Source organism: Nitrospira sp. Nam80 (assembly GCF_965152575.1).
The window spans coordinates 2574987-2601048 of record NZ_OZ224216.1 but is presented as its reverse complement, the minus strand read 5'-3'; the positions used below and the strand labels follow the sequence as shown (position 1 = coordinate 2601048).

The 26062-nt window shown below is 58.9% G+C and carries 24 protein-coding genes; 13 read left to right on the top strand and 11 right to left on the bottom strand.

The window, feature by feature from the left end:
* Positions 1 to 3: 3 nt before the first annotated feature.
* The 3 genes from ACWGXE_RS12255 to ACWGXE_RS12245 form a co-directional block, all read right to left on the bottom strand.
* Positions 4 to 216, bottom strand: coding sequence for a hypothetical protein (locus tag ACWGXE_RS12255; RefSeq protein WP_447598046.1), 213 nt, complete (start codon positions 214 to 216; stop codon positions 4 to 6).
* 76 nt (positions 217 to 292) lie between these two features.
* Complete coding sequence (locus tag ACWGXE_RS12250; protein ID WP_447598045.1) at positions 293 to 862, bottom strand: hypothetical protein; 570 nt, start codon at positions 860 to 862, stop codon at positions 293 to 295.
* Between the two features lie 176 nt (positions 863 to 1038).
* A complete protein-coding gene (locus tag ACWGXE_RS12245; protein WP_447598044.1) occupies positions 1039 to 1746 on the bottom strand; it encodes a chlorite dismutase family protein in 708 nt (235 codons plus the stop codon).
* Positions 1747 to 1912: 166 nt separating this feature from the next.
* Here ACWGXE_RS12245 and ACWGXE_RS12240 point away from each other — a divergent pair, with 166 nt between their 5' ends.
* The 13 genes from ACWGXE_RS12240 to ACWGXE_RS12180 all read left to right on the top strand — a co-directional run bounded on the left by ACWGXE_RS12240 (position 1913) and on the right by ACWGXE_RS12180 (position 15949).
* Positions 1913 to 2509 (top strand): hypothetical protein, encoded by a 597-nt coding sequence (locus ACWGXE_RS12240; protein WP_447598043.1) that lies wholly within the window; start codon positions 1913 to 1915, stop codon positions 2507 to 2509.
* 61 nt (positions 2510 to 2570) lie between these two features.
* Positions 2571 to 3848: a competence/damage-inducible protein A gene (locus ACWGXE_RS12235; protein WP_447598042.1), complete on the top strand. Its 1278-nt coding sequence runs from the start codon at positions 2571 to 2573 to the stop codon at positions 3846 to 3848.
* Entirely contained in the window at positions 3845 to 4456 is a 612-nt protein-coding gene (thpR, locus tag ACWGXE_RS12230; RefSeq protein WP_447598041.1) for an RNA 2',3'-cyclic phosphodiesterase, read from the top strand. The genes ACWGXE_RS12235 and thpR overlap by 4 nt, the downstream gene beginning before the upstream one ends.
* 347 nt (positions 4457 to 4803) lie before the next feature.
* Positions 4804 to 5916, top strand: coding sequence for a recombinase RecA (recA, locus tag ACWGXE_RS12225; RefSeq protein WP_447598040.1), 1113 nt, complete (start codon positions 4804 to 4806; stop codon positions 5914 to 5916).
* A complete protein-coding gene (locus tag ACWGXE_RS12220; RefSeq protein ID WP_447598039.1) occupies positions 5900 to 6349 on the top strand; it encodes a regulatory protein RecX in 450 nt (149 codons plus the stop codon). The genes recA and ACWGXE_RS12220 overlap by 17 nt, the downstream gene beginning before the upstream one ends.
* A gap of 7 nt (positions 6350 to 6356) precedes the next feature.
* Entirely contained in the window at positions 6357 to 8987 is a 2631-nt protein-coding gene (alaS, locus tag ACWGXE_RS12215) for an alanine--tRNA ligase (RefSeq protein ID WP_447598038.1), read from the top strand.
* Positions 8988 to 8991: 4 nt separating this feature from the next.
* On the top strand, positions 8992 to 9591 hold the full coding sequence (ruvX, locus tag ACWGXE_RS12210) for a Holliday junction resolvase RuvX (protein ID WP_447598037.1): 600 nt from the start codon (positions 8992 to 8994) through the stop codon (positions 9589 to 9591).
* The gene (mltG, locus tag ACWGXE_RS12205) at positions 9494 to 10591 is read left to right on the top strand and encodes an endolytic transglycosylase MltG (protein WP_447598036.1); all 1098 of its coding nucleotides are present in this window, start codon (positions 9494 to 9496) and stop codon (positions 10589 to 10591) included. The genes ruvX and mltG overlap by 98 nt, the downstream gene beginning before the upstream one ends.
* Entirely contained in the window at positions 10588 to 11277 is a 690-nt protein-coding gene (gene deoC / locus ACWGXE_RS12200) for a deoxyribose-phosphate aldolase (protein WP_447598035.1), read from the top strand. The genes mltG and deoC overlap by 4 nt, the downstream gene beginning before the upstream one ends.
* A 93-nt stretch (positions 11278 to 11370) precedes the next feature.
* Positions 11371 to 12525 carry a phosphopentomutase gene (locus ACWGXE_RS12195; protein WP_447598034.1) on the top strand — a complete coding sequence of 385 codons (1155 nt, stop codon included), beginning with the start codon at positions 11371 to 11373 and terminating at the stop codon, positions 12523 to 12525.
* A gap of 5 nt (positions 12526 to 12530) precedes the next feature.
* Positions 12531 to 12989 (top strand): RidA family protein, encoded by a 459-nt coding sequence (locus tag ACWGXE_RS12190; RefSeq protein ID WP_447598033.1) that lies wholly within the window; start codon positions 12531 to 12533, stop codon positions 12987 to 12989.
* Between the two features lie 303 nt (positions 12990 to 13292).
* Complete coding sequence (locus tag ACWGXE_RS12185) at positions 13293 to 14969, top strand: IPT/TIG domain-containing protein (RefSeq protein WP_447598032.1); 1677 nt, start codon at positions 13293 to 13295, stop codon at positions 14967 to 14969.
* The gene (locus tag ACWGXE_RS12180; RefSeq protein WP_447598031.1) at positions 14969 to 15949 is read left to right on the top strand and encodes a YCF48-related protein; all 981 of its coding nucleotides are present in this window, start codon (positions 14969 to 14971) and stop codon (positions 15947 to 15949) included. The genes ACWGXE_RS12185 and ACWGXE_RS12180 overlap by 1 nt, the downstream gene beginning before the upstream one ends.
* An 18-nt stretch (positions 15950 to 15967) precedes the next feature.
* On the opposite strand, the gene ACWGXE_RS12175 is transcribed toward ACWGXE_RS12180, so the two are convergent.
* From ACWGXE_RS12175 to ACWGXE_RS12140, 8 genes are all read right to left on the bottom strand, one after another.
* Positions 15968 to 16705, bottom strand: a complete 738-nt coding sequence (locus ACWGXE_RS12175) for a 16S rRNA (uracil(1498)-N(3))-methyltransferase (protein WP_447598030.1) — start codon at positions 16703 to 16705, stop codon at positions 15968 to 15970.
* A 40-nt stretch (positions 16706 to 16745) separates the two neighbouring features.
* On the bottom strand, positions 16746 to 17867 hold the full coding sequence (gene dnaJ / locus ACWGXE_RS12170) for a molecular chaperone DnaJ (protein ID WP_447603723.1): 1122 nt from the start codon (positions 17865 to 17867) through the stop codon (positions 16746 to 16748).
* Positions 17868 to 17938: 71 nt separating this feature from the next.
* Positions 17939 to 19855, bottom strand: coding sequence for a molecular chaperone DnaK (gene dnaK / locus ACWGXE_RS12165; protein WP_447598029.1), 1917 nt, complete (start codon positions 19853 to 19855; stop codon positions 17939 to 17941).
* Between the two features lie 57 nt (positions 19856 to 19912).
* A complete protein-coding gene (grpE, locus tag ACWGXE_RS12160; RefSeq protein ID WP_447598028.1) occupies positions 19913 to 20485 on the bottom strand; it encodes a nucleotide exchange factor GrpE in 573 nt (190 codons plus the stop codon).
* Between the two features lie 112 nt (positions 20486 to 20597).
* Positions 20598 to 21371 carry a type III pantothenate kinase gene (locus ACWGXE_RS12155; protein ID WP_447598027.1) on the bottom strand — a complete coding sequence of 258 codons (774 nt, stop codon included), beginning with the start codon at positions 21369 to 21371 and terminating at the stop codon, positions 20598 to 20600.
* A 34-nt stretch (positions 21372 to 21405) separates the two neighbouring features.
* The gene (locus ACWGXE_RS12150) at positions 21406 to 22242 is read right to left on the bottom strand and encodes a biotin--[acetyl-CoA-carboxylase] ligase (RefSeq protein ID WP_447598026.1); all 837 of its coding nucleotides are present in this window, start codon (positions 22240 to 22242) and stop codon (positions 21406 to 21408) included.
* Positions 22239 to 23123, bottom strand: a complete 885-nt coding sequence (gene nadC / locus ACWGXE_RS12145) for a carboxylating nicotinate-nucleotide diphosphorylase (protein WP_447598025.1) — start codon at positions 23121 to 23123, stop codon at positions 22239 to 22241. Before nadC ends, ACWGXE_RS12150 begins: the two co-directional genes overlap by 4 nt.
* Positions 23120 to 25876, bottom strand: coding sequence for a valine--tRNA ligase (locus tag ACWGXE_RS12140; protein WP_447598024.1), 2757 nt, complete (start codon positions 25874 to 25876; stop codon positions 23120 to 23122). Before ACWGXE_RS12140 ends, nadC begins: the two co-directional genes overlap by 4 nt.
* Between the last annotated feature and the right edge of the window lie 186 nt (positions 25877 to 26062).

The window sequence follows — 26062 nt, the reverse complement described above, 5'->3', positions numbered from 1 at the left end:
TGGTTATGCGGTTCCTTGGCGGTTCGTTTCAAGATACACGGCGACGTACTCGCGAATTTGCTGGACGGTGCCGCTGACGAACAAGTCCCGTGGAATTTCTACGCGAACCAGCTTCGACGGGTCCACCCCGCGCTCCAGGGCATATTCTTCGTCAATGTAGAGGCTGACTGATCCATCCGGAAATCGGATGGCGTACAGGGCGTTATTTTCCGCCATGTCACTCCTGCTGATAGCTCAGCCATCTCTAACACACGCCGGTTCAAGGTGTCAAAGCAGCCGGGTCCCGGACGAGTCACGGCCGATCGAAGGCTTGTCGGCGAAACCAGACGTAGGCGGTAAAGCCGATCAGGCTGATGAAGAAGGCGGCTCGAACGCGTCCATAGCCGAAACATGAGAAATTCGCCATGGCGTTCATGACCCCGAAACCGGCATAGGCCAGGTAGAGCAAGAGTGCCCAGCGCCGCAATCGGAGAAATCCGTAGCCGATCAGGGTATGGATGGTCGGGGACTGGATTTTAAAAAGAAGCCCGGGCAGCCCTGCCGGCTTGGTGCAAAAGACTGAGAGGGCATAATCGGGCTGCTTCAGAATAATGTAGAGGTCCATGACCGCACTGAGAAGAAACAGGGCTCCGAGGTAGCGGACGTCATAGGCACGCTGCCAGACTATGCTCCACGTGCGGCGCAAGGTGCCGGGCGCCGGTGTGAAGGACAGGTAGGCATCGTACAGTTGAAAAATCCATGCGGGTAGAGCGAGCAGCATCAGCAAGAAGACTTCGGCTCCGGCGCCGGCCAGCCGGCCGATGGCCACTGAAAAGACCGCCAAGCCGACGCACAGGGCAAACGACAGGAACCCGGGCCGCATCCGGCCCTGCATCGCTTGGCCTAACCCCGGAATGAGTGCAGAGAAGAGGGCGGCCATGGGGCTTGGCGTGGACAAGAATGAAGCGCCGCTGGACATCAATCGAGACGAGAAAAAGAGAGCGGCCTTCGATCGCGGAGGATCGAAGGCCGCATGACGTAGCCCATCATACGGGAGGCTTATCCGCCGAGGGTATCGACGGTCTCCTTCAGGCTTTTCCGGAGACAGGTGAAGATTGGAGTGTCCCGCAAGGTGTACCGGCTGCCTTCGGTCTCACGCAGCGCCATCACCAGGTCGAGAAAATCTTCCGGCTTGTCGGTTTCGAATGCGACCACCCATTCCTGATCGTCCAAGCCGAAGGAATAGGTCGTGTTCAGTTTCACCGACGGAAACCGGTGGCCGACCTCAATGTGCTCGTCCATCATGCCCTGCCGGGCCGCCTTGGTGAGAAGGAACCACTCGCGGGTTTTCAGGAACGGGTACACGAAAATATACTTGGCTTTGCCGGGCACGATCGTCAAGCGTTTGCTCTCCTGGTTCTCGTGCGTGTGATGATCGACGTAGATCGAGCGTTTGGTCATGGAGAGATACGAGTAAGGCGTTGAAAGATACTTGCCCAAGCCGGAGGCGAGAATCTTGGTGGTCATTTCCTGGAACAGTTCCAGTTCATAGCTGATGCGCCACAACATGAACTCACAGTCGCCGCGGATGCCGACCGTCGTATACGCGATGACGAGTACTTTGCCGCTGTAATCTTCGATCGCGCGGATAAATTCTTGTTTGCCCTTGGTCCGTTCGTCCTCGGGAAGCCGGCGCCAAGCCGGGTCTAGTTTGTAAAACGCGAAATTCACATACTGGCGCTTGGCCGTCTGTTCTGGGCTGGACATGCTCACCCTCCGAAAAACGTGTTGATAACGTGTTGATGATGACACAAGAAAGGATTGATTTCTTTAGCACTTCAACTTTCGCTTTGTCAACAGAGCCGGGGCCGGCACGTTGACAGTCTAGAGGCGATCTGATACTTGCAGCAGTGCGGCATGGAGGACGCCTCGCGTGAACGGTGTGTTGCCATGGCTGATGCCCTCCGTCATGACAGGCGGCCTGCTCTGGGCCGGGCAGGCGACCGCGATTGAATTGACGCCGAGCGCTGAAGCAGTGGACCAGGCTCTCAGGCGGGGACAGCTGGCGGCCGAACAACGGATCCCTCCCGATCAACTGCATACATCCTTCGGCTCGCAGGAAGATCTGAAGCCCCGCGGATTCTTGATGACGAAGGTCGGAAGCCTCGTGGTCCTCGCCAACCATATGGCACTCCGGGCTCTCACACCGAGCGCGCAGGACATTGCACAGGTGTTGGACAACAAGAGCCTCCTCGTCAATGTCGTCATCTTCGGAGATCGGCCCAACTTTGCCGTGAACAGTTATGTTGTCCTGGAGCAGAACGGGCGCACGATCAAGCCCGAGAACGTGCGGTTCGACGCGAGGGCGGAACGGAGCGCCGTCTGGCCGCAACGGCCGGCCTTTCGCGCGAAGATCGTCGCCTTGTTTGCGTATGCCGATCTTGACCCACGCGCCAAGACGAAGTTGATGGTCTTTCCCTCCGGCGGTGGAGAAGTCAGCTTCGATCTGGATTTTTCCGAAATCGAATAGACGGCAATCGACACCCCGATCTTCTCCTCTCGATCATGAGCGCGCCATCGTGAATCCCCGCATGCCGCTGACAGCGGAAACCATCGCCATAGGCTCCGAACTGCTGCTCGGCAATCGGCGCGATACGAACTCTCTATTCCTGGCCGATCAGCTGGCGCGCGCCGGCATTCCTCTCCGCTTCAAGACGATCGTCGGCGATGAGAAAGATGATATCGTGCAGGCGGTGCGAATCGCCGCCGGCCGGGTCAACATTGTCATTCTGACGGGAGGACTCGGTCCCACCGATGACGATTGCACCAGGCCGGCGATTGCGCGTGTGACCGGCTGCCCGCTTCGGAAGCGGGCCGAGGCGAGCAAAATATTGATGGCCCGGCTCGCAAGCTGGGGGAGAACAGCGACGCGCGCTCATAGAAAGCAGGCCATGATTCCTGCGGGAGCCGATGTCCTGGACAATCCGATCGGGTCGGCGCCCGGCTTCGCGGTTCGCTGGAAGAGCCGGCTGATCTTTGCCTTGCCCGGCGTCCCGGCCGAGGCGGAGCGTATGTTCGAAACGCAAGTCTTGCCGCGCCTGACTCAGATCATTCCCCGGACAGGCCGGCGATCCGATCCGATCCCGATTCGTAAGCTGGTGGTCCACACATTCGGCTTGCCGGAATCCGACATTAATCACCGGTTGGCGGCGCTCATCCCAAAAGGGAGTCCGATCAGGCTTGGCTTGTTGAGTTCACCCCTCGGGGTGCTGGTTTCACTAACCGGCCCCAGTGAGGCCGGCGGAGATCACGGCGGACTTCTCGAAGATCTGTTCCTGGAGGTCCGCGCCCGGCTGACCGATGTGGTCTTCGCCGAAGGGGACCAAACTATGGAGGAAGTAGTGGGACATCACCTCGTCCAACACCGCTTCACGCTGGCCATCGCCGAATCCTGTACCGGCGGGCTCATCGGCCATCGGCTCACACAGGTTCCTGGCTCATCGGCCTATCTGGATCGCGCGCTCGTCTGTTACAGCAATGAGGCCAAGAGTGACTTGCTCGGCGTTCCGCGGGCGGTAATCGCGCGGCATGGGGCGGTCAGCCGTGAAGTGGCTGCTGCAATGGCGGCTGGTGTGAGGGAGCGGAGTCATGTATCGGTGGGGCTCAGCGTGACCGGCATCGCCGGGCCCGGAGGGGCGACCGAGGCGAAACCGGTGGGGTTGGTGTATGTCGGCCTCGATGCCGGAGAGGCAGGCCGGGAGACCAAGGAGTTTCGCTTCCATGGCGACCGCTCCACGATTAAGACCCGCTCATCCCAAGGGGCGCTCGATCTTCTTCGCCGATGGCTGCTGAGCAAAGGACAGCCATGATCCGTGCGTTTCTCGCCGTTGAGTTATCCGAGGACCTTCGAGTCGCGATCGCGTCGTTTCAGGATGACTTGAAGCGGCGTCTTCAAAAGGAGGGGTCAAAGGAGGCGCGCATCTCATGGGTGCAGCCCGGGTCAATTCACTTGACGATCAAGTTTCTCGGAGACATCGAGGAGCAGCTCATGGCGCCGTTGCGCGATACCATCGCAGAGGCCGTCCGAAACTTGCCCCCTTTTGTGGTCCCGGTGGAACGGCTGGGTGCTTTTCCTCGGCTCCAGGCCCCTCGCGTGCTTTGGGTAGGGCCGTTAGAGGAATGGGAGCAGGGAGACGAGGCTCAACGATTGGCTGCGATTCAACAGTCGATCGAGCAGGCCTGCGAAAGCCTGGGCTTTCCTCGTGAAGTGAAACCGTTCACCCCGCATCTCACGTTGGCACGGATTAAAGAAGGGGAGCGGCATGCCGGCAATGTGCTGGCGAGAAGCGGCGTAATGGACCACCCGGTGAGATTGGGATCCTTTGCGGTGAATTCCGTCGTGTTGTTGAAAAGCGATCTGCGGCCGACCGGGTCGGTCTATACGAAGATGTGGGAAATAAACGTAGGAGCCGGCTGACGAGGGGCGCACGGTGCGCAAACATGGCGCTCCTTCTTCGTCGCGTCGCGCACCTCATTATTCTTCGCGCCGTGGGCACTCGCCTGGCGCCTTGGTGGTTTCGTCACGAGCCGTCACGAATAATGTGGGCTAGGCTTCTGCTTCTCGACTCCGGTATAATCGCCCGTTCACGCGTGGTTCGAAGCGCGGTTATTCGTGTCGGAACTGTGCGTCAACCGGTCGCCCCGTGGGCCGTTCTCTCTCCTGATTGATCACGCACGATCATTCACGCGTCAGGCTTCACGGGCCGGCACGAACCGCGAGAGTGCGGCTGGTTCATTTCATTATCCCGGTAGAGGAGTCTTCTTATGGCCGAAAAAGATGACAGGAAACGAGCGCTGGACCTGGCCCTGGCTCAGATTGAAAAACAATATGGCAAGGGCGCCGTCATGAAGCTTGGGACCGCTGAGGCGACGGCCGACGTGCCGGCGATTTCGACCGGTTCATTGGGGCTCGATGTGGCGTTGGGAGTCGGCGGCTTTCCCCGTGGTCGTGTCGTAGAAATTTTTGGCCCGGAATCATCCGGCAAAACCACGCTCACCCTGCATGCCATTGCCGAGGCCCAGAAAGCGGGAGGCGTGGCGGCATTCATTGATGCGGAACATGCGCTGGACCTGAGCTATGCCAAAAAGCTCGGCGTGCAGACGGATGATCTGTTGGTCTCCCAGCCGGATACCGGCGAACAGGCGTTGGAGATTGCCGAGACACTGGTCAGGAGCGGCGCGATTGATCTGATCGTGGTCGATTCCGTCGCGGCGCTCGTGCCCCGCGCGGAGATCGAAGGCGAAATGGGTGATGCGCATATGGGGTTACAGGCTCGGTTGATGTCCCAAGCGTTGAGGAAGTTGACCGCCGCCATTGCCAAATCCCAAACGACCGTTATTTTTATCAATCAAATCCGGATGAAATTGGGCGTCATGTTCGGCAATCCGGAAACGACCACGGGCGGGAACGCGTTGAAATTCTATTCGTCGGTCCGGCTTGATATCCGCCGCATCGAATCCATCAAGGAAGGGCAGGAAGTCACCGGCAACCGTGTGCGGGTCAAGGTGGTCAAGAACAAACTCGCTCCTCCCTTCAAGCAGGCGGAGTTCGACGTGATGTTCGCCGAAGGTATCTCCAAGATGGGTGAACTGGTCGATCTCGGCGTCGAAAAGCGGATCCTGGACAAGTCCGGCGCGTGGTATTCCTATAAGAGCGATCGGCTGGGACAGGGACGCGAGGCGGTGAGGGATTTCCTCAAGACGAATCCGGCCGTCGCCCGCGAAATCGAAAACCGCCTGCGCGAGCAGGCCGGCTTGCCGGGCCGCGCGGCCGACAAGCGCCCCGAAGCGAAAGACGAAAAGCGTGCCGAAACTAAAGAGGAGAAACGAGCAGAAGGCCGCCACGAGGAAAAGCGGCTTCATGGCGCTCGGGCCTGACGAGGTCTTTCTCGACCGCGCCGTCAGGTATCTGGCACGGTCGGATAAATCCAAAGCCGAGATTGCTCGTTATCTCACTCGGCAGGGGGCATCCCGCGCCGTCGCAAGCAGAACCATTCGGCAATTGGAGCGTCTCGGGTACTTGAATGAAGCGGCCCATGCCCTGCGCTGGGCCGAACGGCGATTGGCCCAACGGCCGTCGGGGCGGTTGCGAATAAGACAAGAATTGTTGAACCGGGGGTTTTCCGATCGACTGGCGGAGGAGACGATTCAAGAGCTCTATGCGACGGTTGATGAGTCCGAACTGGCCACGCAAGCGCTCGCATTGCGCGGCGGCCGGCCGTCCGTTTCCCAGATGGGTCGATTTCTCCAAGCGCGAGGATTCTCTTCCGAGACAATCGTACGGGTCCTTCACATAGAGGCAGAGGAATGATCACGTCATGACACAGAGCGCGCACGAGTTGAGGCGGGCGTTCGTTCAGTACTTTGAAAAGCAGGGGCACAAGGCCGTGCCCAGCGCGCCGCTGATTCCGCAGGCGGATCCGACGCTGTTGTTCACGAACGCCGGCATGAACCAATTCAAACGAGTCTTCTTGGGCGAGGAGACACGCCCGTACAGTCGCGCGGTGACGGTGCAGAAGTGTCTGCGGGCCGGGGGCAAGCATAACGACCTGGAGAACGTCGGGTATACCAGCCGGCACCATACCTTTTTTGAGATGCTCGGTAACTTTTCGTTCGGCGATTACTTCAAAGAAGAGGCCATTCGATTCGGCTGGGAATTTCTCACCTCGACGGTCAGATTGGCGAAAGAGCGGATGTGGGTGACGGTCTTTCGCGAAGATGATCAGGCCTATGAACTGTGGGAAAAAATCGGTGTGCCGGCCTCGCGCATCATGCGGTGCGGCGAAAAGGATAATTTTTGGCAGATGGCGGATACGGGACCTTGCGGTCCTTGCTCGGAGATTCATTTCGACCAAGGACCTTCCGTGCCGGGCGATGCGACGCCGAACGGGGAAGGCGATCGGGTCATCGAGATCTGGAATCTGGTCTTCATGCAGTACAATCGCGACAGCTCCGGGGTGTTACATCCGTTGCCGAAGCCGAGCATCGACACTGGTATGGGGTTGGAGCGGTTGGCGGCGGTGGCCCAGGGAAAGTTCAGTAACTACGAGACGGATCTCTTTATGCCGCTGTTGGCCGCGATCGGACAGCGGGCGGGTCTCCGATACGGCGACAAAGAATCCGCCGACCGCTCGATGCGAGTCGTGACGGATCATCTCCGCGCCGTCACGTTTCTTATGGCCGACGGAGTGTTGCCGTCGAACGAGGGGCGCGGATACGTCCTGAGGCGCATCCTTCGCCGAGCCGCGAGGCACGGGCGGCTGCTAGGAATCGTTGATCCGTTCCTCTACGAATTGACCGGCACGGTGGTGGATGAGATGGTGTCCGCGTATCCGGATCTCCGATCAGCTGCAGAGACGGTGATGGAAGCCACGAGAGGCGAAGAAGAACGGTTCATCGCGACGCTGGATCAAGGTCTACCGATCCTCAATGAGATGATTGAGAAGGCCCGCGGTACCGGCGGCAACATACTGCCGGGCGGCGATGTCTTCAAACTCTATGACACCTATGGTTTTCCTCTCGATCTGATGGCCGAGGCCTGTCGCGAACAAGGCATCCGATTGGATGAGGACGGATTCAACGCGGCAATCGAAGAACAGCGCAACCGCGCGCGCAAAACCAGCGGCTTCGAGGCGGAGACGGCCCGCCCTGCCGTCAGCGAGCTTGCGGCCCGCGTTGGCCAGACACAATTTGTCGGCTATGAGCGGCTCGAAGCCGAGAGTGTCGTGCAAGCCATCCTGAAAGGAGACCGCCTGGTTAAAGAGGCGCATGAAGGCGACGAAGTAGAGATGGTTTTGAGCGTCACTCCCTTCTACGCGGAGGGCGGCGGGCAGGTTGGGGACCAAGGGGTGCTTGTCGGATCCGATGGTCGCATGGAAATTCGTGAAACAACCAGGCCGGTGCCGACGTTAATCCTGCACAAGGGACAGATTCGCACCGGATCGATTCGAGAGGGCGAACGTCTGCTCCTGACGGTGAACCGGCAGACGAGACAGGCGGCCGCGCGCAACCATACGGCGACCCATTTGGTGCACGCAGCCCTACGTAATCTGTTGGGCCCGCATGTGAAACAGTACGGGTCCCTCGTGGCTCCGAATCGCCTGCGCTTCGACTTCGCTCATTTCCGGCCTCTGTCGTCCAGGGATATCGATGAAATCGAGTCGGTGGTCAATGAGCAGGTTCGCCGTGACGATCCGGTGAAGACCGATGTGATGGGCGTGCAAGATGCCGTGGCTGCCGGAGCGCTTGCCTTCTTCGGCGATAAATATGGAGACGAGGTCCGGGTCGTGAGCATCGATTCCTTCAGCAAGGAACTATGCGGCGGCACGCATTGCCGGCATACGGGCGAGATCGGCCTGTTCCGCGTCGTCTCGGAGACCGGAGTGGCGGCCGGGGTCAGGCGAATCGAATGTCTCACGGGAAGCGGCGCACTGGAGTCGATGAAACGGCTTGAAGCGGATGTGCGGGAATTGTCGGACCTGCTCAAAGTAGGTCCTTCCGAGCTCGTTGCCCGAACGAAAAAACTCACAAATCAACTGAAGGAAAGGGAACGCGAACTGGAGGAGCTCAAGCTGCGGATGGCCAGCAGGTCGTCGACGGAGGCGCAGGCGCGGACCGTTCGGGGAGTCCAAGTCCATGCGCAACGAGTGGAGGGTTTGGACATCAACGGCATGCGCGCGCTCGGCGATCAGCTTCGCGATAAATTGCGCAGCGGTGTCGTCGCGCTCGGCGCGGTCAATGATGGAAAAGTGTCGCTGCTGGTATTGGTGACGAAAGATCTCATCCCGCGTCTCAAGGCTGGAGACCTGATCAAATCGATGGCGGCGGAAGTCGGCGGGACGGGCGGGGGACGTCCGGAGATGGCGCAGGCAGGCGGCAAGAATCCCGACGGACTCGGAACCGCGTTGGAAAAGGTTTTTGGACTGGTTGAAGCGGCGCTGGAGCGGTAAACTCATGCAAGGCACACGTATTTTGGCCCTGGACCACGGGACGAAGCGGATTGGCGTCGCGCTCAGCGATGAGCTCGGATGGACCGGGCAGCCGTTGGAGACCTACGAGCGGCGCACGCTGGACGCCGATCTCAAGCATATTGATCGTCTGGTGCGCGAGCATAATGTCGCGGAGGTGGTTATCGGTCTGCCTCTGCGCCTCAACGGGGAGATCGGCCCCGCGGCTCAATTGGTGCAGCAATTCGTGAAGCGCCTGGAAGAAGTTTTGACCGTTCCGGTGGTGGCCTGGGACGAACGGATGACCACCAAGTCGGCGGAAGAAGTGCTGATCGCCGCCGATGTCAGTCGAAAAAAAAGAAAAGGCACCGTCGATCGTATCGCGGCGGCGATCCTTCTTCAGAGTTATCTTGAGAGCCGCTCCAAACCGGCGGAGACGCCGGATTTCTCCGGCGAAGGATCGGCACAGGGCGGCACCGATCAGGGGGAGAATGCTGTCGAGGATGCGGATGAAGAATCGACCTCTTCTATGGATCCTGATTGTTCTGTGCCTTGCCGGCGTGGCGGGGTACCAGGCTCTTCGATGGGCTCAACGTCCGGTTGTTAGTCCGGACCGACAGCCTCCTGCTCAGATCGTTGTCATCCCCGAGGGCAGTTCCTACCAACAGGTCGCCAGTCTGCTGAAGCGCGAGCATCTGATCAAGAGCCGGGCCGCTTTTATCTTGCTGGGTAAGTCAAAGGCGGCCGACCGCAAAATTCACCCCGGAGAATATGAGTTGAATGCCGCCATGTCGGCCGACCAGATTCTGAGCAAGCTGCTCGCCGGACGGGTGATCTTGCACCCGGTCACAATTCCGGAAGGCTTTACGATGGCTCAGATCGGACAATTGCTGGGGCAACTGGAGTTGACGGACATGGCGGAGTTCCTGCGCCTCGTACGGGACGCTGAGTTTATCCGATCGCTTGACATCGAGGCCGCGTCTCTCGAAGGGTACCTTTTCCCGGACACCTATTACTTCGCGCGGGCGACGAAGGCCAAGGAAGTGATTCGAACGCTGGTGGATGGGGTGAAACGCGTGTGGACGGATGATTTTCAACAGCAGGCCAAGCGATTGAGTCTCACGTTGCATGAAGTATTGACTCTGGCTTCGGTGGTGGAAAAGGAGACCGGGGTGCAGGAGGAACGGGAGTTGATCGCCGCCGTCTTCCACAACCGACTGCGGCGCAGAATCCCATTGCAGAGCGATCCCACGGTGATTTATGGATTGGCGGCCTTTGACGGGAATCTACGCAAGCGCGACCTGTCGAGTCCCAGTCCCTATAATACGTACCGCGTCCAAGGGCTGCCGCCAGGGCCCATTGCCAATCCCGGCGCCCATTCGATCCGGGCGGCGCTGTTTCCGTCACAGACTCCTTATCTGTACTTCGTGTCTCGCAATGACGGCACCCATTATTTTTCCTCTTCGTTAGAGGAGCACAACCGCGCGGTAGAGAGATTTCAAAAGCAACCGTTTCGCAAACAGTCCCGCGCCAGCATCAGACCGCATCGGAGCCTAGCGGCCTGTCGCGGTGAGAGTCTTGATAGAACTTCATGGAGTGCATCATGATTCCGAATCTTTTACTTGAGGGCTTGCCGGGCGTTATCGATCATACGATTCTCAGGCCGGATGCGACAAAGGCTGATGTCCTAAGGCTCTGCGAAGAGGCGAAACAGCATGGATTTGTCGTGATCTTCGTTCCGCCCTGTTATGTCGCGGAGGCGGTGGCGGCTGTCGCCGGAACCTCCATCAAAGTCGGAATCCCCATTGGATTTCCACTCGGGGGACAGACGACGGCCAACAAAGTTGCGGAAGCCGAGGAAGCGGCGGCGCATGGCGCCGGAGAATTGGACATGGTGCTGAATGTCAGCCGTCTGAAGTCGGGGGATACGGATTTGGTGCGCAAGGATATGGCCGAAGTGGTCCGGGCCACGCCTCGAGTCGGGCATAAAGTGATACTTGAGACCTGTTTCCTTTCGCGCGACGAAAAAATCACGGCATGCCGGCTTGCCGTGGAGGCGGGCATGGATTATGTCAAGACGTCCACCGGTTTCGGGCCCGGCGGCGCGACAGTCGAGGATGTCCGGTTGATGAAGGAGGCGGTGGCCGGTCGTGCGAAAGTAAAGGCGTCAGGCGGCATCCGTGACTTGAAGACTCTTGCAGCTATGCTGGAAGCTGGCGCCGATCGAATCGGCACGAGCACAAGTGTGAAGATTCTTGAAGAATGGCGTGCCGGATTGTCGCGAAATGGATGAGGGGTGGCCGCACTCAGGATATTTCGCATCGATGTGCCGGTGAAGCTGCCGGAATATTGTTCACGACATGATTCTGCTATATAGTGCCCCCGCATGATTAATCGGATTTTTCTTCTCGTACTGGATGGGGTGGGAATCGGGTCTTTACCCGACGCTGCGCAGTACGGGGATGCCGACTGCAATACGCTGGCGCATCTGTGTGAGGCGGCGGGGGGCGTGCGCCTCCCGAATCTGGAGAGTCTCGGTCTCGGCCATCTAGGTGCATTTATCGGGGTTCGCCCGATTGCGCAACCCGAAGGGTGCTTCGGTCGAATGGGATTCGTCTCGAAAGGAAAAGATTCCGTTGCAGGGCATTGGGAGATTGCCTGTTGTCCTTTGGATGAAGAAAGCGGAGTCCGAGGCGGATTTACACCGGCGCTGGTGGAAATGATTGCGGCCGCGATCGGCCGGAAGACCATCGGTAATGGGGCGGGATCAGGACTCGGCTCTCTGAGCGAATTGATCGCCGAGCATAAGCGGTCCGGTGCGCCCCTGGCCTGGATCGACGATGTCGGCGCTATTCATTTGGCGGCCCATGAAGCGGTTGTGCCGGCCGAGGAATTGTACCGGATGGGTCGAGACGTTCGCCGTGTCGTGAAAAGCCGATTTCCTGTCGTGAGAATTGTCACTCATCCGTTTAATCACCATACCGGAAGCTTGTCATCCGAAGATCGCCGCCGGCACTTTGTGAGCGAACCACCCGGGGCGACGCTGTTGGATCAGTTGAGCCGCGCCAGCCAATTGATCATTGGAATCGGAAAGGTGGGTGACTTGTTCAGCGGGCGCGGCGTGACGCGCTCGGCATTGGTGTCGGGGTATCGCGAAGCCTTGGATGAGTTGCTCGGTCTCTTCAGCCGAGTCCCGCGCGGCTTGCTGTTCGCGACGATCGAGGTGCTCTCGCCAAGTTTGGAGGACTCGGTTCACGCGCTGGAAGAAGTCGATCGGCGGCTGGCCGACTTTCAAAAACAATTGAAGCCGGGTGATGCGTTAATCATCACCGCGGATCATGGGTGTGATCTAAGCCGGCCGACGCCGGGACATTCGCGTGAATATGTGCCGTTGCTCGTTACAGGACCAAAACTCGCCAGAGGCGTGAACCTTGGGTCAAGGCCTACCGCCTCTGATCTGGGACAAACGATCGGTGAGGCGCTCGGTGCGGCCAAAATCCCGGTCGGTGACAGTTTTCTTGATTCGCTGCGTGCGGGATAAGCCGGATGTCTTTCGATGCACGACTTCACGAATTAGACCTCGAGTTACCAGCGCCGCCCAAACCGGTCGCCAGTTACATCCCGGCGGTCCGGTCGGGGAACTTGCTGTTTTTGAGCGGCGTGCTTCCGTTTCGAGAGGGACAATTGACGCTCACGGGTAAGGTCGGGCGGGAGCTGACCCCGGATCAAGGTCGCGACGCTGCTCGAACTGCGGTCATGAATGCGTTGGCCATTGCGCGACAAGAATTGGGAACGTTGGATCGCATCAAGAAAGTGGTGCGCATGGTAGGGCATGTGGCTTCGGCCGAAGGGTTTATCCAACAGCCTGCCGTGATCAATGGGGCGTCCGATTTGCTCGTTCAGGTATTCGGCGAGGCAGGGCGCCATGCCCGCGTAGCCGTGGGGGCTGCAGAACTGCCGTTGAATTCTCCCGTCGAGCTCGAATTGATCATCGAAATCTCGTAGCCGGTCACCGGCCCCGCGCGGCGCACAGAGCCGCCGTCCATCGAGGGCTCGAATGCCGCACCAATCCCACGTTTCTGACTGGCGACGCGATGCCGTCTTCTTGACATGAAAAAAATGCGCTTGCTATAGTCGGTTGTCCCTTCGCCTGACGCTGTGCCCCCCGTTTCGGCCTTCATGCCTCAGTCGCGTGGGGTTTTGTGCCACGTGTGGGGCAACTACCGCGATGTCTACATGGTCATGGCTCGACGGGCCCGGTGTTTCGGGTCACGAAGTCATCTCCTGCAGTTGAAGGAGCATTCTTCTATGCAAGCCGTCCGATCCCTTATTGCGAGCGCGCTTTTGCTCATCATCACGAGTGTTACCTCCCATGCGGCCTCCCAACAGGCGCAAGTCGTCCCTGATGCGGCGCTTCCCGGTGCGACGGTGTCGATTACAGGGAAAGGCTTCGGCCCGTTCAAATCCACCCGCTCGAATCAAGTAAGATTCCGCGGGGTGAGCGCCCTGGTCCAACGGTGGGAACCGGATTTGATCGAAGTCAAAGTGCCGTCATCCGTCGAAAACGGTCCTGTTGAGGTGATCGTTGGAAAGAAGAAGATGGCGGCCGGGACCTTTTCCGTCCTGCAGCCCACCATCCTGTCGGTCTCTCCCGCCGATGTCGTGCCGGGCTCCGAATTGCAGATCATCGGGCGACATTTCGGCAATACCGCCGGTCCGAGGGATCCCAACAGCCTGTTTGGCGTGAATGATGTGACGGTGGGAGGCATTTCTGTGCGACCCAAAAAATGGCGGGATGACAAGATCGACATCGTGGTGCCCGCCAATGTGACATCGGGCGACATCCAGGTCCGCCTGGCGTCAACGGACCCGCAGCCGGATGGGTCCTGCTGCGCGCCCGTCCGATACACGACCAGCAATAGTCTCCCGATTACGGTGCTGCCGTCCATTCGCATGGATCCGATGAATGGTCCGGTCGGGACCAAGGTCGTGTTGTTCGGCCAAAATTTTGGGGCCGCCAAATCGTCCGGGGATTCTGTTCTCCTTGGAGGCCGGCCGACGGCGATCGCCCAGTGGACCGATGGAATGATTGTCTTTCACGTACCGCTGGGATCGGAAACGGGTTCGGTTGTGCTCAAGCACGACGGACAGGAGCGGGCACTCGGGACGTTCACGGTCGAGGTGCCCCACGCGACGGCGGTAAGTCCAACCAGCGCCCCGATCGGATCTCTACTGCGGATTTCCGGTGAACACTTTGGATTCTACTCGGAAAGCGGCTCGACGCCGTTCAACTATATTGATTTTGCCGAAACCGGCAACCGTGTGCTTATCGGCGGCGTGCCGGCCGTAATTTATCGATGGCATGATGATCGGATCGACGTGTGGGTTCCGTTCAGCGCGAAAAGCGGTCCTGTTGTCGTCCAGCGGGCGGCAGGGAAGCCTAAAGCGGACGGCAGCTGCTGCGAAGAACAGGGCACGGTTTCCACTGAAGCCGGGACATTCACCTTGATTACCCCGAAGATCGATTCCTATGAGCCTACCTCGGCCGGATTGGACGACATCGTCACCATCAAGGGGTCCGGGTTCGGTTCATTCCTCAAGACCCGCGAAGAGGCACAACTCGGTTTGCGGGAAGATATTTTCAAGCGAGGAGATCTGGAGCTCCATGAAAACGTGTCCCGGACCGAAGTGTTGTTCAACAACATCGCCGCCATCATTACGTCCTGGACCGATACGGAAATCAAGGTGCGTGTGCCCCACCGCCATGTGTTCGGCGTCGGCAAAAAACATGAGTTTACTTCGGATGCGACGGTCGGTCCGCTCGTCGTGCGGCGCGGCTCCTGGGACATCCGTCCCGACGGGTCTTGCTGTACAAAGAAGAAATGGCTGACGCTCGAAGCCGGCACGTTCACGATCGAAGCCAAGGGGCTTCCCGATCAAGGGTTCTTTACCGATACCCGCCCCGAAGCCTCCACGACTCCGTAATGGCAAATGCAATGAGTCAGCGGCTCTCGCTCGTGGTCTGTCTCATGGTGCTCTTCGTCTGCGCTCCGCGCTCGGTCACGTCGGGCGCTGAGTCAACAGCCACAATCGTCCAGCAGAAGAGCGGCACTCAGGCCATGTTGATGGGCCTATATTTCCGGAATCCCATGCTGGGGTGGGCAGCCGGGGCGAACGGGACGATTCTCAAAACAGCGGACGGCGGCAAAAGGTGGAAGCGGGTCAGCAGTGGGACCGGGTCCCTATTGACCGCTGTGCTGTTCATTGATGACAAGCGGGGATGGGCGATTGGCGCGAACGGAACCGTACGGCGATCGATTGACGGCGGGGAAAGCTGGACTCCCGTTCCCGTTGCGGTTCAAACGCCGCTATATGGCATCGTATTCGTGTCCCCGACTCAAGGCTGGATTGTTGGGGGGGCCGGCACGATCCTTCACACGTCGGACGGAGGAGCGACCTGGGCCGATCAGACCAGCGGTACCAGCGCGGCCCTGCATGCCGTGCACTTCGTGAATGAACGGCGCGGAACCGCGGTTGGGGCATTAGGGACGATATTGTCTACCGAAGACGGGGGCGCCACCTGGTCGGCACAAGGCACGGACAGTTCGGCCACATTTTTTGACGTGTTCTTCACCGATGAAGCCAACGGTTGGACCGTCGGAAATGCAGGTGCACTCTTTCAAACGACCGACGCCGGCGCTCATTGGACCGATCGTACGCTGCCTTGCGGACGGACCTGCAATAAGCTGACGGACTTGATCCGTATCCGGTTCACTGATTCCCAAACCGGATGGATTGTCGGCGAACGCGGCTTTATTCTGAGCACGAACGACGCCGGATTCAATTGGATAGAACAGCCTAATTCAGTGAAAGTGTCCTTCCTTGGGCTCAGTTTTCCCAACTCTTCGCATGGATGGGCGGCAGGGGAAAACGGAGCGATCATTCAGATCGAGCCGCCCCGGTAACGTTCCACGGAGGGCAGGTCATCCCAGCGCGCCCGAGCGATGTTGAATGATCGCGAGCGCGGCCAGCGACGCAGTCTCCGATCGTAAGATCGTGCCACCGAGCGTGATTGGTTGAAAATTCTGTTCCTCAGCCATCATCACCTCTTCTGTCTGCCAGCCTCCCTCGGGACCGACTGCGACGGCGATGGAGGCAGCGGGCTCCATTGGACATTGGATATCCCCAAGCCTTTTTGCGCCGGCCCGTTCAACGAGAATCAACCGGAGCGTTGCTCTTGACTGCGTGACAAACTCATGGAGCTTCACCGGCGCCTGCACGGTCGGTAGCTGCCATTGCTCGGACTGTTGGGCCGCTTCACAGACGATACGCTGCCAGCGTGCCGTCTGGTTGGCGACACGAGCCTGCTGCGGGCGGACGACGCTGCGATGAGTGATGAGCGGGATGATCGTATCGACGCCCAACTCCGTCGCCTTCTGCACGATCCAGTCCATATGGTCGCCTTTCAGGAGCGCCTGTCCCAACGTGAGCCTTGGAGGGAGGCGTTCCGGTCCGTCGATACTGCGGAGAATTCTCGCCGTAAGCCGGTCGCGGGTCATCCCGGTGACGATCGCATGATGCCGCCGGCGGCGCTCGTCGGTCAGGTGAAGAGGTTCATTAAGTTGAAGGCGAAGGCTGGCACGGAGATGATGCAGTAAGTCGCCGGTGATGGTGATCGCATCGTCATGAACATCCCGCGACTGAATGAAATAGGCCGGCATAGGGAAAGAGGTGCGGGCAGGGGAGTTTTTTTGGATCGGTCTATTCGAAAAACGTCTTCATTTTATCAAAGAATCCGTCGCCGTCGGTCTCGGGAGTCATCCCGCTCTCCTTGGCAAAATCCTGGAGCAGCTCCTTCTGCCTCGGGGACAGCTTCGTCGGGATCTCAATCTTCACGTTGAAAATCTGATCGCCGGTCTGATTGCCCTTAAGGCTGGGGAATCCCAAACCTTTCAATCTCAGAATTTTATCCGGCTGTGTGCCGGCGGGAATCTTCATGACAGTCTTGCCCTTGAGCGTCGGGACTTCGATCTTCCCGCCGAGCGTCGCCGTGACAAAATTCACCGGTAGATCGCAGGCGATATCCAGGTTCTGCCGGCGAAAGATTGGATGGGGTTTGATGGTGATGGCGACATAGAGATCACCCGGAGGGCCGCCTTGGACTCCGTGCTCGCCCTCATTCGAAAGTCGCAGTCGCATGCCCGATTCGATACCCGGCGGGATCTGGACCGAGAGCGTGCGTTCCTGATGGACCCGCTGACGACCTTGGCAGCTGGCGCAGGGTTCCGTAATGATCTGTCCGCTGCCTTCGCATTGGCCGCAGGGCCGGCTGACGCTGAAAAAGCCCTGCTGAAAACGGAGCTGTCCCGCTCCTTTGCAACTCGGGCACATCTTGATGGCGGTTGCCGATCGCGCGCCGGTTCCTTTGCATTCCGCGCAGGTCTCCCAGCGCGGGATTTTGAGTTTCGCTTCCTTCCCGTACACCGCTTCTTCGAAGGTCAAATCGAGATTGTATTGCAGATCGTTGCCGCGCTCGGCGCGGCTGCGCCCGCGCGGCGTGCCGAAAAAATCTTCGAAAATATCATTGAAGATATCGCCGAACCCGCCGCCGCTGAATCCTTCAAAACCGGGCGAGCCCCCCTGAGCGCCGGCATGCCCGAACATGTCGTAGCGCTTGCGCTTGTCCTGATCGCTCAGGACTTCGTACGCTTCATTGATCTCTTTGAATTTTTCTTCCGACGTCTTCTTCTGTTCGGGGGAAGAATGGAGATCCGGGTGGTATTGCCGGGCGAGTTTTCGGAACGCTTTTTTCAGTTCGTCATCCGACGCGCTGCGTTCGACTCCCAGAGTTTCGTAATAATCGCGTTTGCCCACAGTGCTCATTATCCGGCGAGAGCTGGGAGACCGAGTCTCATTCATCATGAGACCCGGCCTCGTTGTCGTTGTATTCTAGCTTACTTCTTGTCTTTGTCTACTTCTTCGAATTCCGCGTCGACCACCTTCTCGTCCGTCTTACCCTGTTGGCTTTGCCCGCTGTCTCCGGACGGACCGGCACCGGCTGCCGAAGAGGCTTTCTTGTACATCTCTTCGGCCAATTTATGGGAAGACGTGGTCAGCGTCTGGGTCGCCCGTTCGATGGCGTCGGGATCGTCTCCCTCCATCGCTTTCCGGAGTTCAGCGATCGCCTCCTGAATCTTGGTCTTATCATCCTCCCCGATCTTGTCGCCGTGATCGGTCAGATTTTTCTCGGTACTGTAGATTAAGGAGTCCGCTTGGTTGCGCGCTTCGGCGACTTTCCGCCGGCGCTTGTCTTCCTCCGTATGGGATTGCGCATCCCGCACCAACTTATCGACTTCCTCTTTGCTGAGCCCGCTGGAGGCCGTGATCTTGATCGATTGTTCCTTCTGCGTCGCCAGATCCTTCGCCGACACATGCACGATGCCGTTGGCATCGATGTCAAACGTCACTTCGACCTGAGGCATGCCGCGTGGCGCCGGTGGAATGCCGACAAGATCGAACTGACCGAGGAGCTTGTTGTCGTTGGCCATTTCCCGCTCGCCTTGGAAGACCCTGATGGTCACAGCCGTCTGGTTGTCGGCCGCCGTCGAGAAGATCTGGCTCTTCTTGGTCGGGATCGTGGTGTTACGCTCGATGAGCTTGGTAAAGACTCCACCGAGCGTTTCGATTCCGAGTGACAACGGCGTCACGTCGAGAAGGAGCACATCCTTCACTTCTCCCTTCAAGACGCCGCCCTGAATGGCCGCGCCGACGGCGACCACTTCATCTGGATTAACCCCGCGATGGGGCTCCTTGCCGAAGAAGTCCTTCACCACCTGAATGACTTTAGGCATTCTGGTCATGCCGCCGACCAGCACATCCTCATTGATATCCTTGGCCGTGACTCCGGCATCGCTCAACGCTTTCTTGCACGGATCGATCGTCCGCTGCACGAGATCGCCCACCAGCTGCTCGAGCTTGGCGCGGGTCAGTTTGGTAACGAGGTGCTTCGGCCCGCTCGCGTCCGCGGTGATAAAGGGCAAGTTGATCTCGGTTTCCTGCGAGGAGGATAATTCGATTTTGGCCCGCTCGGCTGCTTCCTTGAGACGCTGCAACGCCATGCGATCCTTGCGGAGATCAATTCCCTGGTCCTTCTTGAACTCATCGACGAGCCAGTCCATGACCCGGAGGTCGAAATCGTCGCCGCCCAGGTAGGTATCGCCGTTGGTCGATTTGACCTCAAAGACTCCGTCGCCGATTTCGAGCACGGAGACGTCGAAGGTGCCTCCGCCCAAGTCGTACACCGCGATCCGCTCATCCTTCTTTTTGTCCAAGCCGTATGCGAGCGAGGCGGCGGTCGGTTCGTTGATGATGCGGAGCACGTTGAGCCCTGCGATCTGGCCGGCGTCTTTGGTCGCCTGCCGCTGGCTGTCGTCGAAATAGGCCGGCACGGTCACCACCGCTTCCGTGACCTTTTCCCCAAGATAATCTTCGGCCGTCTGCCGCATTTTTTGGAGAATCATGGCCGATATTTCAGGCGGGCTGTAGCGTTTGCCGCGTAGTTCGACGTGCGCGTCCCCGTTGTCCGCTTCCACGATCTTGTAGGGAAGCCGTTTGATGGCATCCTGTACTTCCCGGCTGCGGAACTTGCGTCCCATGAGGCGCTTGACCGAGAAAATAGTATTTTCGGGATTGGTGATGGCCTGCCGCTTGGCGATCTGACCCACGAGGCGCTCGCCCTTGTCGGTAATCGCCACCACCGAGGGGGTGGTCCGGCTGCCTTCCGCATTGGCGATGACGACCGGGTCGCCGCCGCTCATGATGGCAACGCAGGAATTCGTCGTGCCGAGATCGATTCCAATAACTTTACCCATGGCTTGTCTCCTTCATCAAGAATCTCAATGAGTCCATGACATGTCTTTCTCGTCGGCCTACGCGTCCGCGGACGGCCCTTTGGATACGCTGACCATCGCGGCGCGCAAAATACGGTCATGCAGCAGGTAGCCTTTTTGGAATTCCTCGACCACGCTGTGTTCCGGCACCGTCTCGGATTCCACCTGGGTCACCGCCTGTTGAGTCGCCGGTTCAAAAGGCCGGCCGACGCTGTCCACAGGGGTCACACCGAATTTCGCGAGCACGCCGACGAACTGCTTGAGAGTCAGTTCGACACCTTGGACCAAGGCGTCGCCGCCGCCGTTGTCCCTGGCCGCTTTGATGGCGCGCTCGAGATTATCGATGACCGGAAGTAATTCTTTAAGAATCTGCTCATTGCCGAATTTGATCTGGTCGCGCTGATCGCGCTGGGCCAGTCGCTTGTAATTGTCAAACTCCGCCGCCAGCCGCAGATACTTATCATGCGCGTTCTTACACTCAGCTTCCTTGCTTTCCAGCGATCGCTTCAGAGCGTCAAGGGGCATGTTCTGGTCGTCGGCCAGCTCATCGGCCTGTACAGAATCCGGCGGTAAATCGTCGATTGTATTGCGGTTATGTTCTTGATCGGTCATGAGAATTCCTATTCATCAGGCGAGATAGCCACCTGGGATGTAAAGTCAACCGGAGCAATAGAAAATCTTCCCAAAAAAGCGCGAGGTCACTTCGGAGAAAAGCGGATCTGTATTACTCGGCCCCGGTGGCCCTGCGATACAAGAGTTCGAGCCCTTCCAAGGTCAAAAGCGGCCTTACCTCATGAATGGACTCCGTTTCTCGCGCGATGATCGTCGATAGCCCGCCTGTCGCAATCACGCGACAGGAAAAACCCAGTTCCTGTTCCATGCGCCGGAGCACGCCTTCAACCAATCCCACGTATCCGAACAGCAGGCCGCTTTGAATGCCGGATACGGTATCGTTGCCCACAACCGACTTGGGACGAACGATTTCGACTTTCGGCAACTTGGCGGTTCGGGTAAAGAGGGCGTCGGCGGATATGCCGAGACCCGGCGCAATGGCCCCGCCAAGATATTCGCCGGCTCTGGTGACGACGCAAAAGGTCGTCGCGGTGCCGAAATCGACGATGATCAGATTGGCATGGTACCGATGATGGGCGGCTGCGGCATTGACAATGCGGTCGCTGCCGATCTCTCTCGGATTCGTATAGTGCAGGCTCAGTCCGCTGTCGATCTCCGGAGTCACCAAGATGGGAGAGTGCAGGAAATAGGTCTGGACCATGTCCTCAAACGTCGAGGTCAGGACCGGCACGACGCTCGATAAGATTGCGCCGGTGACCTGCGTGGCAGTGTAGCCGCCGCGTTCCATCAGACTCAAAAAGAGCGTGCCGTATTCATCCTCAGTTCTCCGCTGGTCCGTGGCGAGTCGCCAATGGCTCAGCAGGGTCTGCCCCTCAAAGATACCCCAGACAATATTGCTGTTTCCGACGTCGATCACCAGAAGCATGGTTCGTCAGTCTACTCCATCGGAATCACACCGGTCACTGTTTTCGAATGTGAGCGATATCGGCGCTGTGTACGGCCACGATTTCATCAGGCCGACCGGGGGCGGCCGGTGAGCCACGTCGGATATGCAAACTTCCGTCCATCCCAACCGCCTCCGCGATTCCCTGAATCTCATCATCTTGGCCGAGCATGGCCCGGACAACCTGTCCGATCGTGGAACACCTAGTTCTATAGGTATCGAGGAGGCCTGAGACCGTCTGCGGCGAGATCAGGGAGATGCGCTCTTCCAATCGATTCATCAAGGCCGAGACGAGGCCGGTCCGGTTAATCGGCGACCCTTGTTCGCCTGACAACGTCGTGGCGGTCTTTCGGAGGTCTTCTGGAAAATCTTCCGGGCGGCCATTGACATTGATGCCGATGCCGACCACGACGATGGTCGTGGGTTGCCGGCTCACGCTTTCGCACAGAATGCCCGCCACTTTGTTTTCTCCGATGAGAACATCATTAGGCCATTTCAATCGGCATGGAATGGCCGCCGCATCGAAAATTGCATCAGCCACGGCTAAGGCGGACGCCAAGGGAACGAGGGTCAAATAAGCGGTCTGTTCCGGAAATCCACGCAGAATGACCGAACAATAGAGGTGCTGACCCGGTGGCGAATGCCAGTGGCGCCCGCGCCGTCCCCGGCCCGCGCTTTGAGCATCTGCGAGCACCACCGTGCCGTGGCAGACTCCGCTTTGAGCCAACGCAATGGCGACGTTGTTCGTGGAGTCGACGGAGGTATGATAACGGATGGTGCGGCCGAACGCCGCCGTGCGGAGTCCTTCTTGAATCGCGGCGATATCATACGCCGGGAGCGAGCCAGTGGTCATCGGCGTCCCGAGCCTCGCTTCCGTGCGGCTGAAATCAGATCCATGCTGAGATCCGCGGCGGGCGCTGAGTGGGTCAGAGCCCCGATGGAAATGAAGTCGGCTCCGGCTTGGGCCATGTCCCTGGCATTGGCCAGAGTGATGCCGCCGGACACCTCGACCAAGGCCTTGCCCTTTATCAGACCGACGGCCGCGCGCACATGAGAAGGGGACATATTGTCGAGCAAAATGACATCCGCCTTCCCATTCATTGCCTGTCTGACGTCGGCTAGGGTTTGCGCCTCCACGATGACTCTGATCCCATGCGGTCCCGCCGATTTGGCGCGCAGGCATGCGTCCCGTACGTCATCTCCTTCCGCCCGTACGAGCGCCAGGTGATTGTCTTTGATTAAGAGTCCGTCACCGAGCGTGAATCGATGGTTGCGACCACCGCCCAACCGGACAGCCCACTTTTCAAGCGCGCGTAGGCCTGGCGTGGTTTTGCGGGTATCCAGGATGCGGGTTGGAAAGCCCTTGACGGTAAGGCAGAACTCCCGCGTGAGCGTGGCGATGCCTGACAAGCGCTGGAGGAAATTCAGTGCGACGCGCTCCGCCATCAGGAGGGAGCGGCCGTCTCCCGAGGCGACAAGGACGGCGGTCGAGCCTCGAACCGATTGTCCATCCCGAACCGGACAACTAATCTTCAACGAAGGATCAACCGCCAAGAAGACCCCCTGAGCGACAGCGAGCCCCGCAACGACCATCGAATGGCGGGCAACAATGGTCGCGCGGGCCCGATGCGGTGCGGGAAACAGGGCAGAAGTCGTGATGTCGCCGAAGGTGAGATCCTCGGCGATGGCTTGGCGGACAATGTCCTGACAAAATGGGACAGGCGGCCGACTCATGCCGTCCTTGAGCGAAGGATGGCTTGAAGTTGCTGTTCGCTGCGGTCCAGAATGCCGTGGTCCCGCGTAAGCAGTTGAAGTCGCGCGCGATGCTCCTCAATCACGTCCGGCGGGGCTTTCTCCACAAATCCTTGATTATCGAGTTTGGCGGAGAGCCGGCTCATTTCTTTTCCCGCTTCGGTCTTTTGTTTCTTGATGCGATCCAGCGCTTTTACCAAATCCACTTCCCCTTCAACGGCCACTCCGACCGTGAGTCCCTCGGCGGCCAAATTCAACAGACCCGAATCGGCGGGCGGGGTCGCGACGTGTGATGTAACAGAAACCGGACCTCGAGCCAGATGTCCGATGGCGGGCGCGAGCGATTCCAATCGAGCGCGGTCTTGCCCCTGCGCCGCTATGATCTGGAGGCCGACGGATTGGCTTGGCGCGTAATCCAGCAGCGAGCGTCCAGTCCGCATAAGGGATACCGCTTGTTCAAGGAAAGAATAGGTAGACTCGGCATCTTCAGAACGCCACTCCGGCCGTTCCGCCGGATAGGGTTGGATCACGACGCTCTCACCGTTATGGGGCAACGTCTGCCAGATCTCTTCGGTAAGAAAGGGCATGAAGGGGTGCAACAGGCGCATCACAGTTTCAAAGCTCTCAATCAGTGTCTGGCGGGTTCGAGCGGCATCAACTCCAGACGGATCCTGCAACGGCAATTTCGCCAGTTCGAGATACCAATCACAATACTCGTGCCAGATGAAGTGGTAGAGGGCACCGGCCGCCCGGTCGAAACGGTACTGATCGAGTTCGTGATTCACCGTCCGAATCGTCGCTTCGAGGCGCGAGAGGATCCACCGGTCGGCGAAGGATCGATCTTCCGGGGGGCTCGCCTCTCGCTTGCCGCCGAGATGCATGAGGATGAATCGCGCGGCATTCCAGATCTTGTTGGCAAAGTTGCGGTAGCCCTCGATTCGTTCCTCAGCCAATTTCACATCCCGGCCGGGGGACGCCATCGAGGCGAGGGTAAAGCGCAGCGCATCGGTGCCGTATTGTTCCATGACATGGAGGGGATCGATGACGTTCCCTTTAGACTTGCTCATTTTCTGGCCCTCCGCGTCACGGACGAGGGCATGGATGTACACGTCTCGGAACGGCACATCGCCCATGAATTTGAGGCCCATCATGATCATGCGCGCGACCCAGAAGAACAGAATGTCGAGACCCGTGACGAGGGTGGAAGTTGGATAAAAAATCTTCAGCTCCGGGGTCTGCCGCGGCCAGCCGAGCGTCGAAAAAGGCCAGAGTGCGGAGGAGAACCAGGTGTCCAGCACGTCCGGGTCTTGGACGAGTTTTGCACCGTGGCAGCTCGGACAGGTGGCCGGCTTCGTGTGCGCGACGATCGGGACGGCATCGGAAGGAATCAGCGGTTGACCATCCGAGGCGCGGCGTAAAAAATCGGAGCCATGGCAGCTCTCGCAATACCAGGCTGGAATCTGATGGCCCCACCAGATTTGCCGAGAGACGCACCAGTCTTTAATGTCCCTCATCCAGCCGAGATAATTGTTCTTCCATGATTCGGGAACAATCCTGACCCGACCGTCCACGACCGCTTCAACGGCCGGCTGAGCCAGCGGCTTGATGTTGACGAACCATTGATCCGAGAGGAACGGCTCCACGACGGTTTTACAGCGATAACATTTACCGAGCGCCATCTTGTGGGGTTCGGGTTTCTCAAGGAGTCCGCGTTCGGCCAGCAATTGCTCAATCTTGGGTCTCGCTTTGGCGGCTGAAAGCCCGTTGACCGCCTGGATGACCTCGGGTTCTGCCAGCGCCCCTGCTAATTGAAGGTTGGCATGAATATCCATAATTTTGATACGGTTCTTAAGGTCCAACCGTTCGCCCGCTTCAAAATCGTTGAAGTCGTGCGCCGGTGTAATTTTCACGGCGCCGGTGCCGAACTCACGATCGACGAGAATAGGATCCGCTACGATTGGGATGGTACGCCTCGTCAATGGAAGCTGCACTCGTTTGCCGATGAGATGCCGATACCGGTCATCTTCCGGATGGACCGCGACGGCCGTGTCACCGAGCAGGGTTTCCGGACGAGTCGTCGCCACAAGTAAATGTTGGGATGGATCGTCCGCCAAGGGGTAGCGAATCGTGTAGAGCTTGCCGGTGATCTCCTCATGCTCGACCTCGATGTCCGACAGAGCCGTCAGACATCTTGGACACCAATTGATCAGCCGTTCGCCGCGATATAACAGGCCGTCTTCGTAGAGACGCACGAAGACGAGCCGTACCGCTTCAGAGAGACCCGGGTCCATGGTGAAGCGCTGCCGTTCCCAGTCGCATGATGCGCCCAGCCGCTTCAATTGAGAGATGATGACGCCGCCGGAGCGTTCCTTCCATTGCTGCACGCGCTCGAGGAATTCTTCCCGGCCGAGGGCTTCCCGCGAGGTCCCTTCTGCTTGCAATTGCCGTTCGACCACATTCTGAGTGGCAATGCCGGCATGGTCCATGCCGGGCATCCAGAGGGTGTTGTAGCCCTGCATGCGCCGCCGGCGAATGAGAATATCCTGAAGTGTGTTGTTCAGCGCATGGCCCACGTGAAGAGAACCGGTGACATTCGGAGGAGGAATCACTATGCAATAAGGCCGGCGCTGATCGGTGATGGAGGCATGGAAGAATCCCAGGTCGATCCACCGGCGATACCAGCGTTCTTCGACCTGTTTAGGGTCGTAAATCTTGTCGAGCTGTGGTTGTGACATGTGTCGCTATAAAGCGGCGAGGTGCGCGAGACGATGAATAAATCGTCTCACGTTTGTGCACGGGTGGGAGGTCCACGGCGCGAAGAATGTTGAGCGCCACGTTTATGGACGCCCGCGAGTCAGTGAGCGGGCCGTGTCTTCTGACCACCAGTGTCCTGTGAGCCGGCTGTGTCTGCGGGCGGCATC

Excerpts from the sequence above, each read along its gene's own strand:
- mltG (WP_447598036.1), top strand. The coding sequence starts at position 9,494 with ATGAAGAATCGACCTCTTCTATGGATCCTGATTGTTCTGTGCCTTGCC.
- ACWGXE_RS12140 (WP_447598024.1), bottom strand. The coding sequence starts at position 25,876 with ATGTCACAACCACAGCTCGACAAGATTTACGACCCTAAACAGGTCGAA.
- ACWGXE_RS12250 (WP_447598045.1), bottom strand. The coding sequence starts at position 862 with ATGCGGCCCGGGTTCCTGTCGTTTGCCCTGTGCGTCGGCTTGGCGGTC.
- ACWGXE_RS12235 (WP_447598042.1), top strand. The coding sequence starts at position 2,571 with ATGCCGCTGACAGCGGAAACCATCGCCATAGGCTCCGAACTGCTGCTC.
- recA (WP_447598040.1), top strand. The coding sequence starts at position 4,804 with ATGGCCGAAAAAGATGACAGGAAACGAGCGCTGGACCTGGCCCTGGCT.
- ACWGXE_RS12220 (WP_447598039.1), top strand. The coding sequence starts at position 5,900 with ATGGCGCTCGGGCCTGACGAGGTCTTTCTCGACCGCGCCGTCAGGTAT.
- ruvX (WP_447598037.1), top strand. The coding sequence starts at position 8,992 with ATGCAAGGCACACGTATTTTGGCCCTGGACCACGGGACGAAGCGGATT.
- grpE (WP_447598028.1), bottom strand. The coding sequence starts at position 20,485 with ATGACCGATCAAGAACATAACCGCAATACAATCGACGATTTACCGCCG.
- ACWGXE_RS12195 (WP_447598034.1), top strand. The coding sequence starts at position 11,371 with ATGATTAATCGGATTTTTCTTCTCGTACTGGATGGGGTGGGAATCGGG.
- alaS (WP_447598038.1), top strand. The coding sequence starts at position 6,357 with ATGACACAGAGCGCGCACGAGTTGAGGCGGGCGTTCGTTCAGTACTTT.
- dnaK (WP_447598029.1), bottom strand. The coding sequence starts at position 19,855 with ATGGGTAAAGTTATTGGAATCGATCTCGGCACGACGAATTCCTGCGTT.
- ACWGXE_RS12155 (WP_447598027.1), bottom strand. The coding sequence starts at position 21,371 with ATGCTTCTGGTGATCGACGTCGGAAACAGCAATATTGTCTGGGGTATC.
- ACWGXE_RS12185 (WP_447598032.1), top strand. The coding sequence starts at position 13,293 with ATGCAAGCCGTCCGATCCCTTATTGCGAGCGCGCTTTTGCTCATCATC.
- ACWGXE_RS12150 (WP_447598026.1), bottom strand. The coding sequence starts at position 22,242 with ATGACCACTGGCTCGCTCCCGGCGTATGATATCGCCGCGATTCAAGAA.
- ACWGXE_RS12245 (WP_447598044.1), bottom strand. The coding sequence starts at position 1,746 with ATGTCCAGCCCAGAACAGACGGCCAAGCGCCAGTATGTGAATTTCGCG.
- ACWGXE_RS12190 (WP_447598033.1), top strand. The coding sequence starts at position 12,531 with ATGTCTTTCGATGCACGACTTCACGAATTAGACCTCGAGTTACCAGCG.
- thpR (WP_447598041.1), top strand. The coding sequence starts at position 3,845 with ATGATCCGTGCGTTTCTCGCCGTTGAGTTATCCGAGGACCTTCGAGTC.
- deoC (WP_447598035.1), top strand. The coding sequence starts at position 10,588 with ATGATTCCGAATCTTTTACTTGAGGGCTTGCCGGGCGTTATCGATCAT.
- ACWGXE_RS12175 (WP_447598030.1), bottom strand. The coding sequence starts at position 16,705 with ATGCCGGCCTATTTCATTCAGTCGCGGGATGTTCATGACGATGCGATC.
- ACWGXE_RS12255 (WP_447598046.1), bottom strand. The coding sequence starts at position 216 with ATGGCGGAAAATAACGCCCTGTACGCCATCCGATTTCCGGATGGATCA.
- nadC (WP_447598025.1), bottom strand. The coding sequence starts at position 23,123 with ATGAGTCGGCCGCCTGTCCCATTTTGTCAGGACATTGTCCGCCAAGCC.
- dnaJ (WP_447603723.1), bottom strand. The coding sequence starts at position 17,867 with ATGAGCACTGTGGGCAAACGCGATTATTACGAAACTCTGGGAGTCGAA.
- ACWGXE_RS12180 (WP_447598031.1), top strand. The coding sequence starts at position 14,969 with ATGGCAAATGCAATGAGTCAGCGGCTCTCGCTCGTGGTCTGTCTCATG.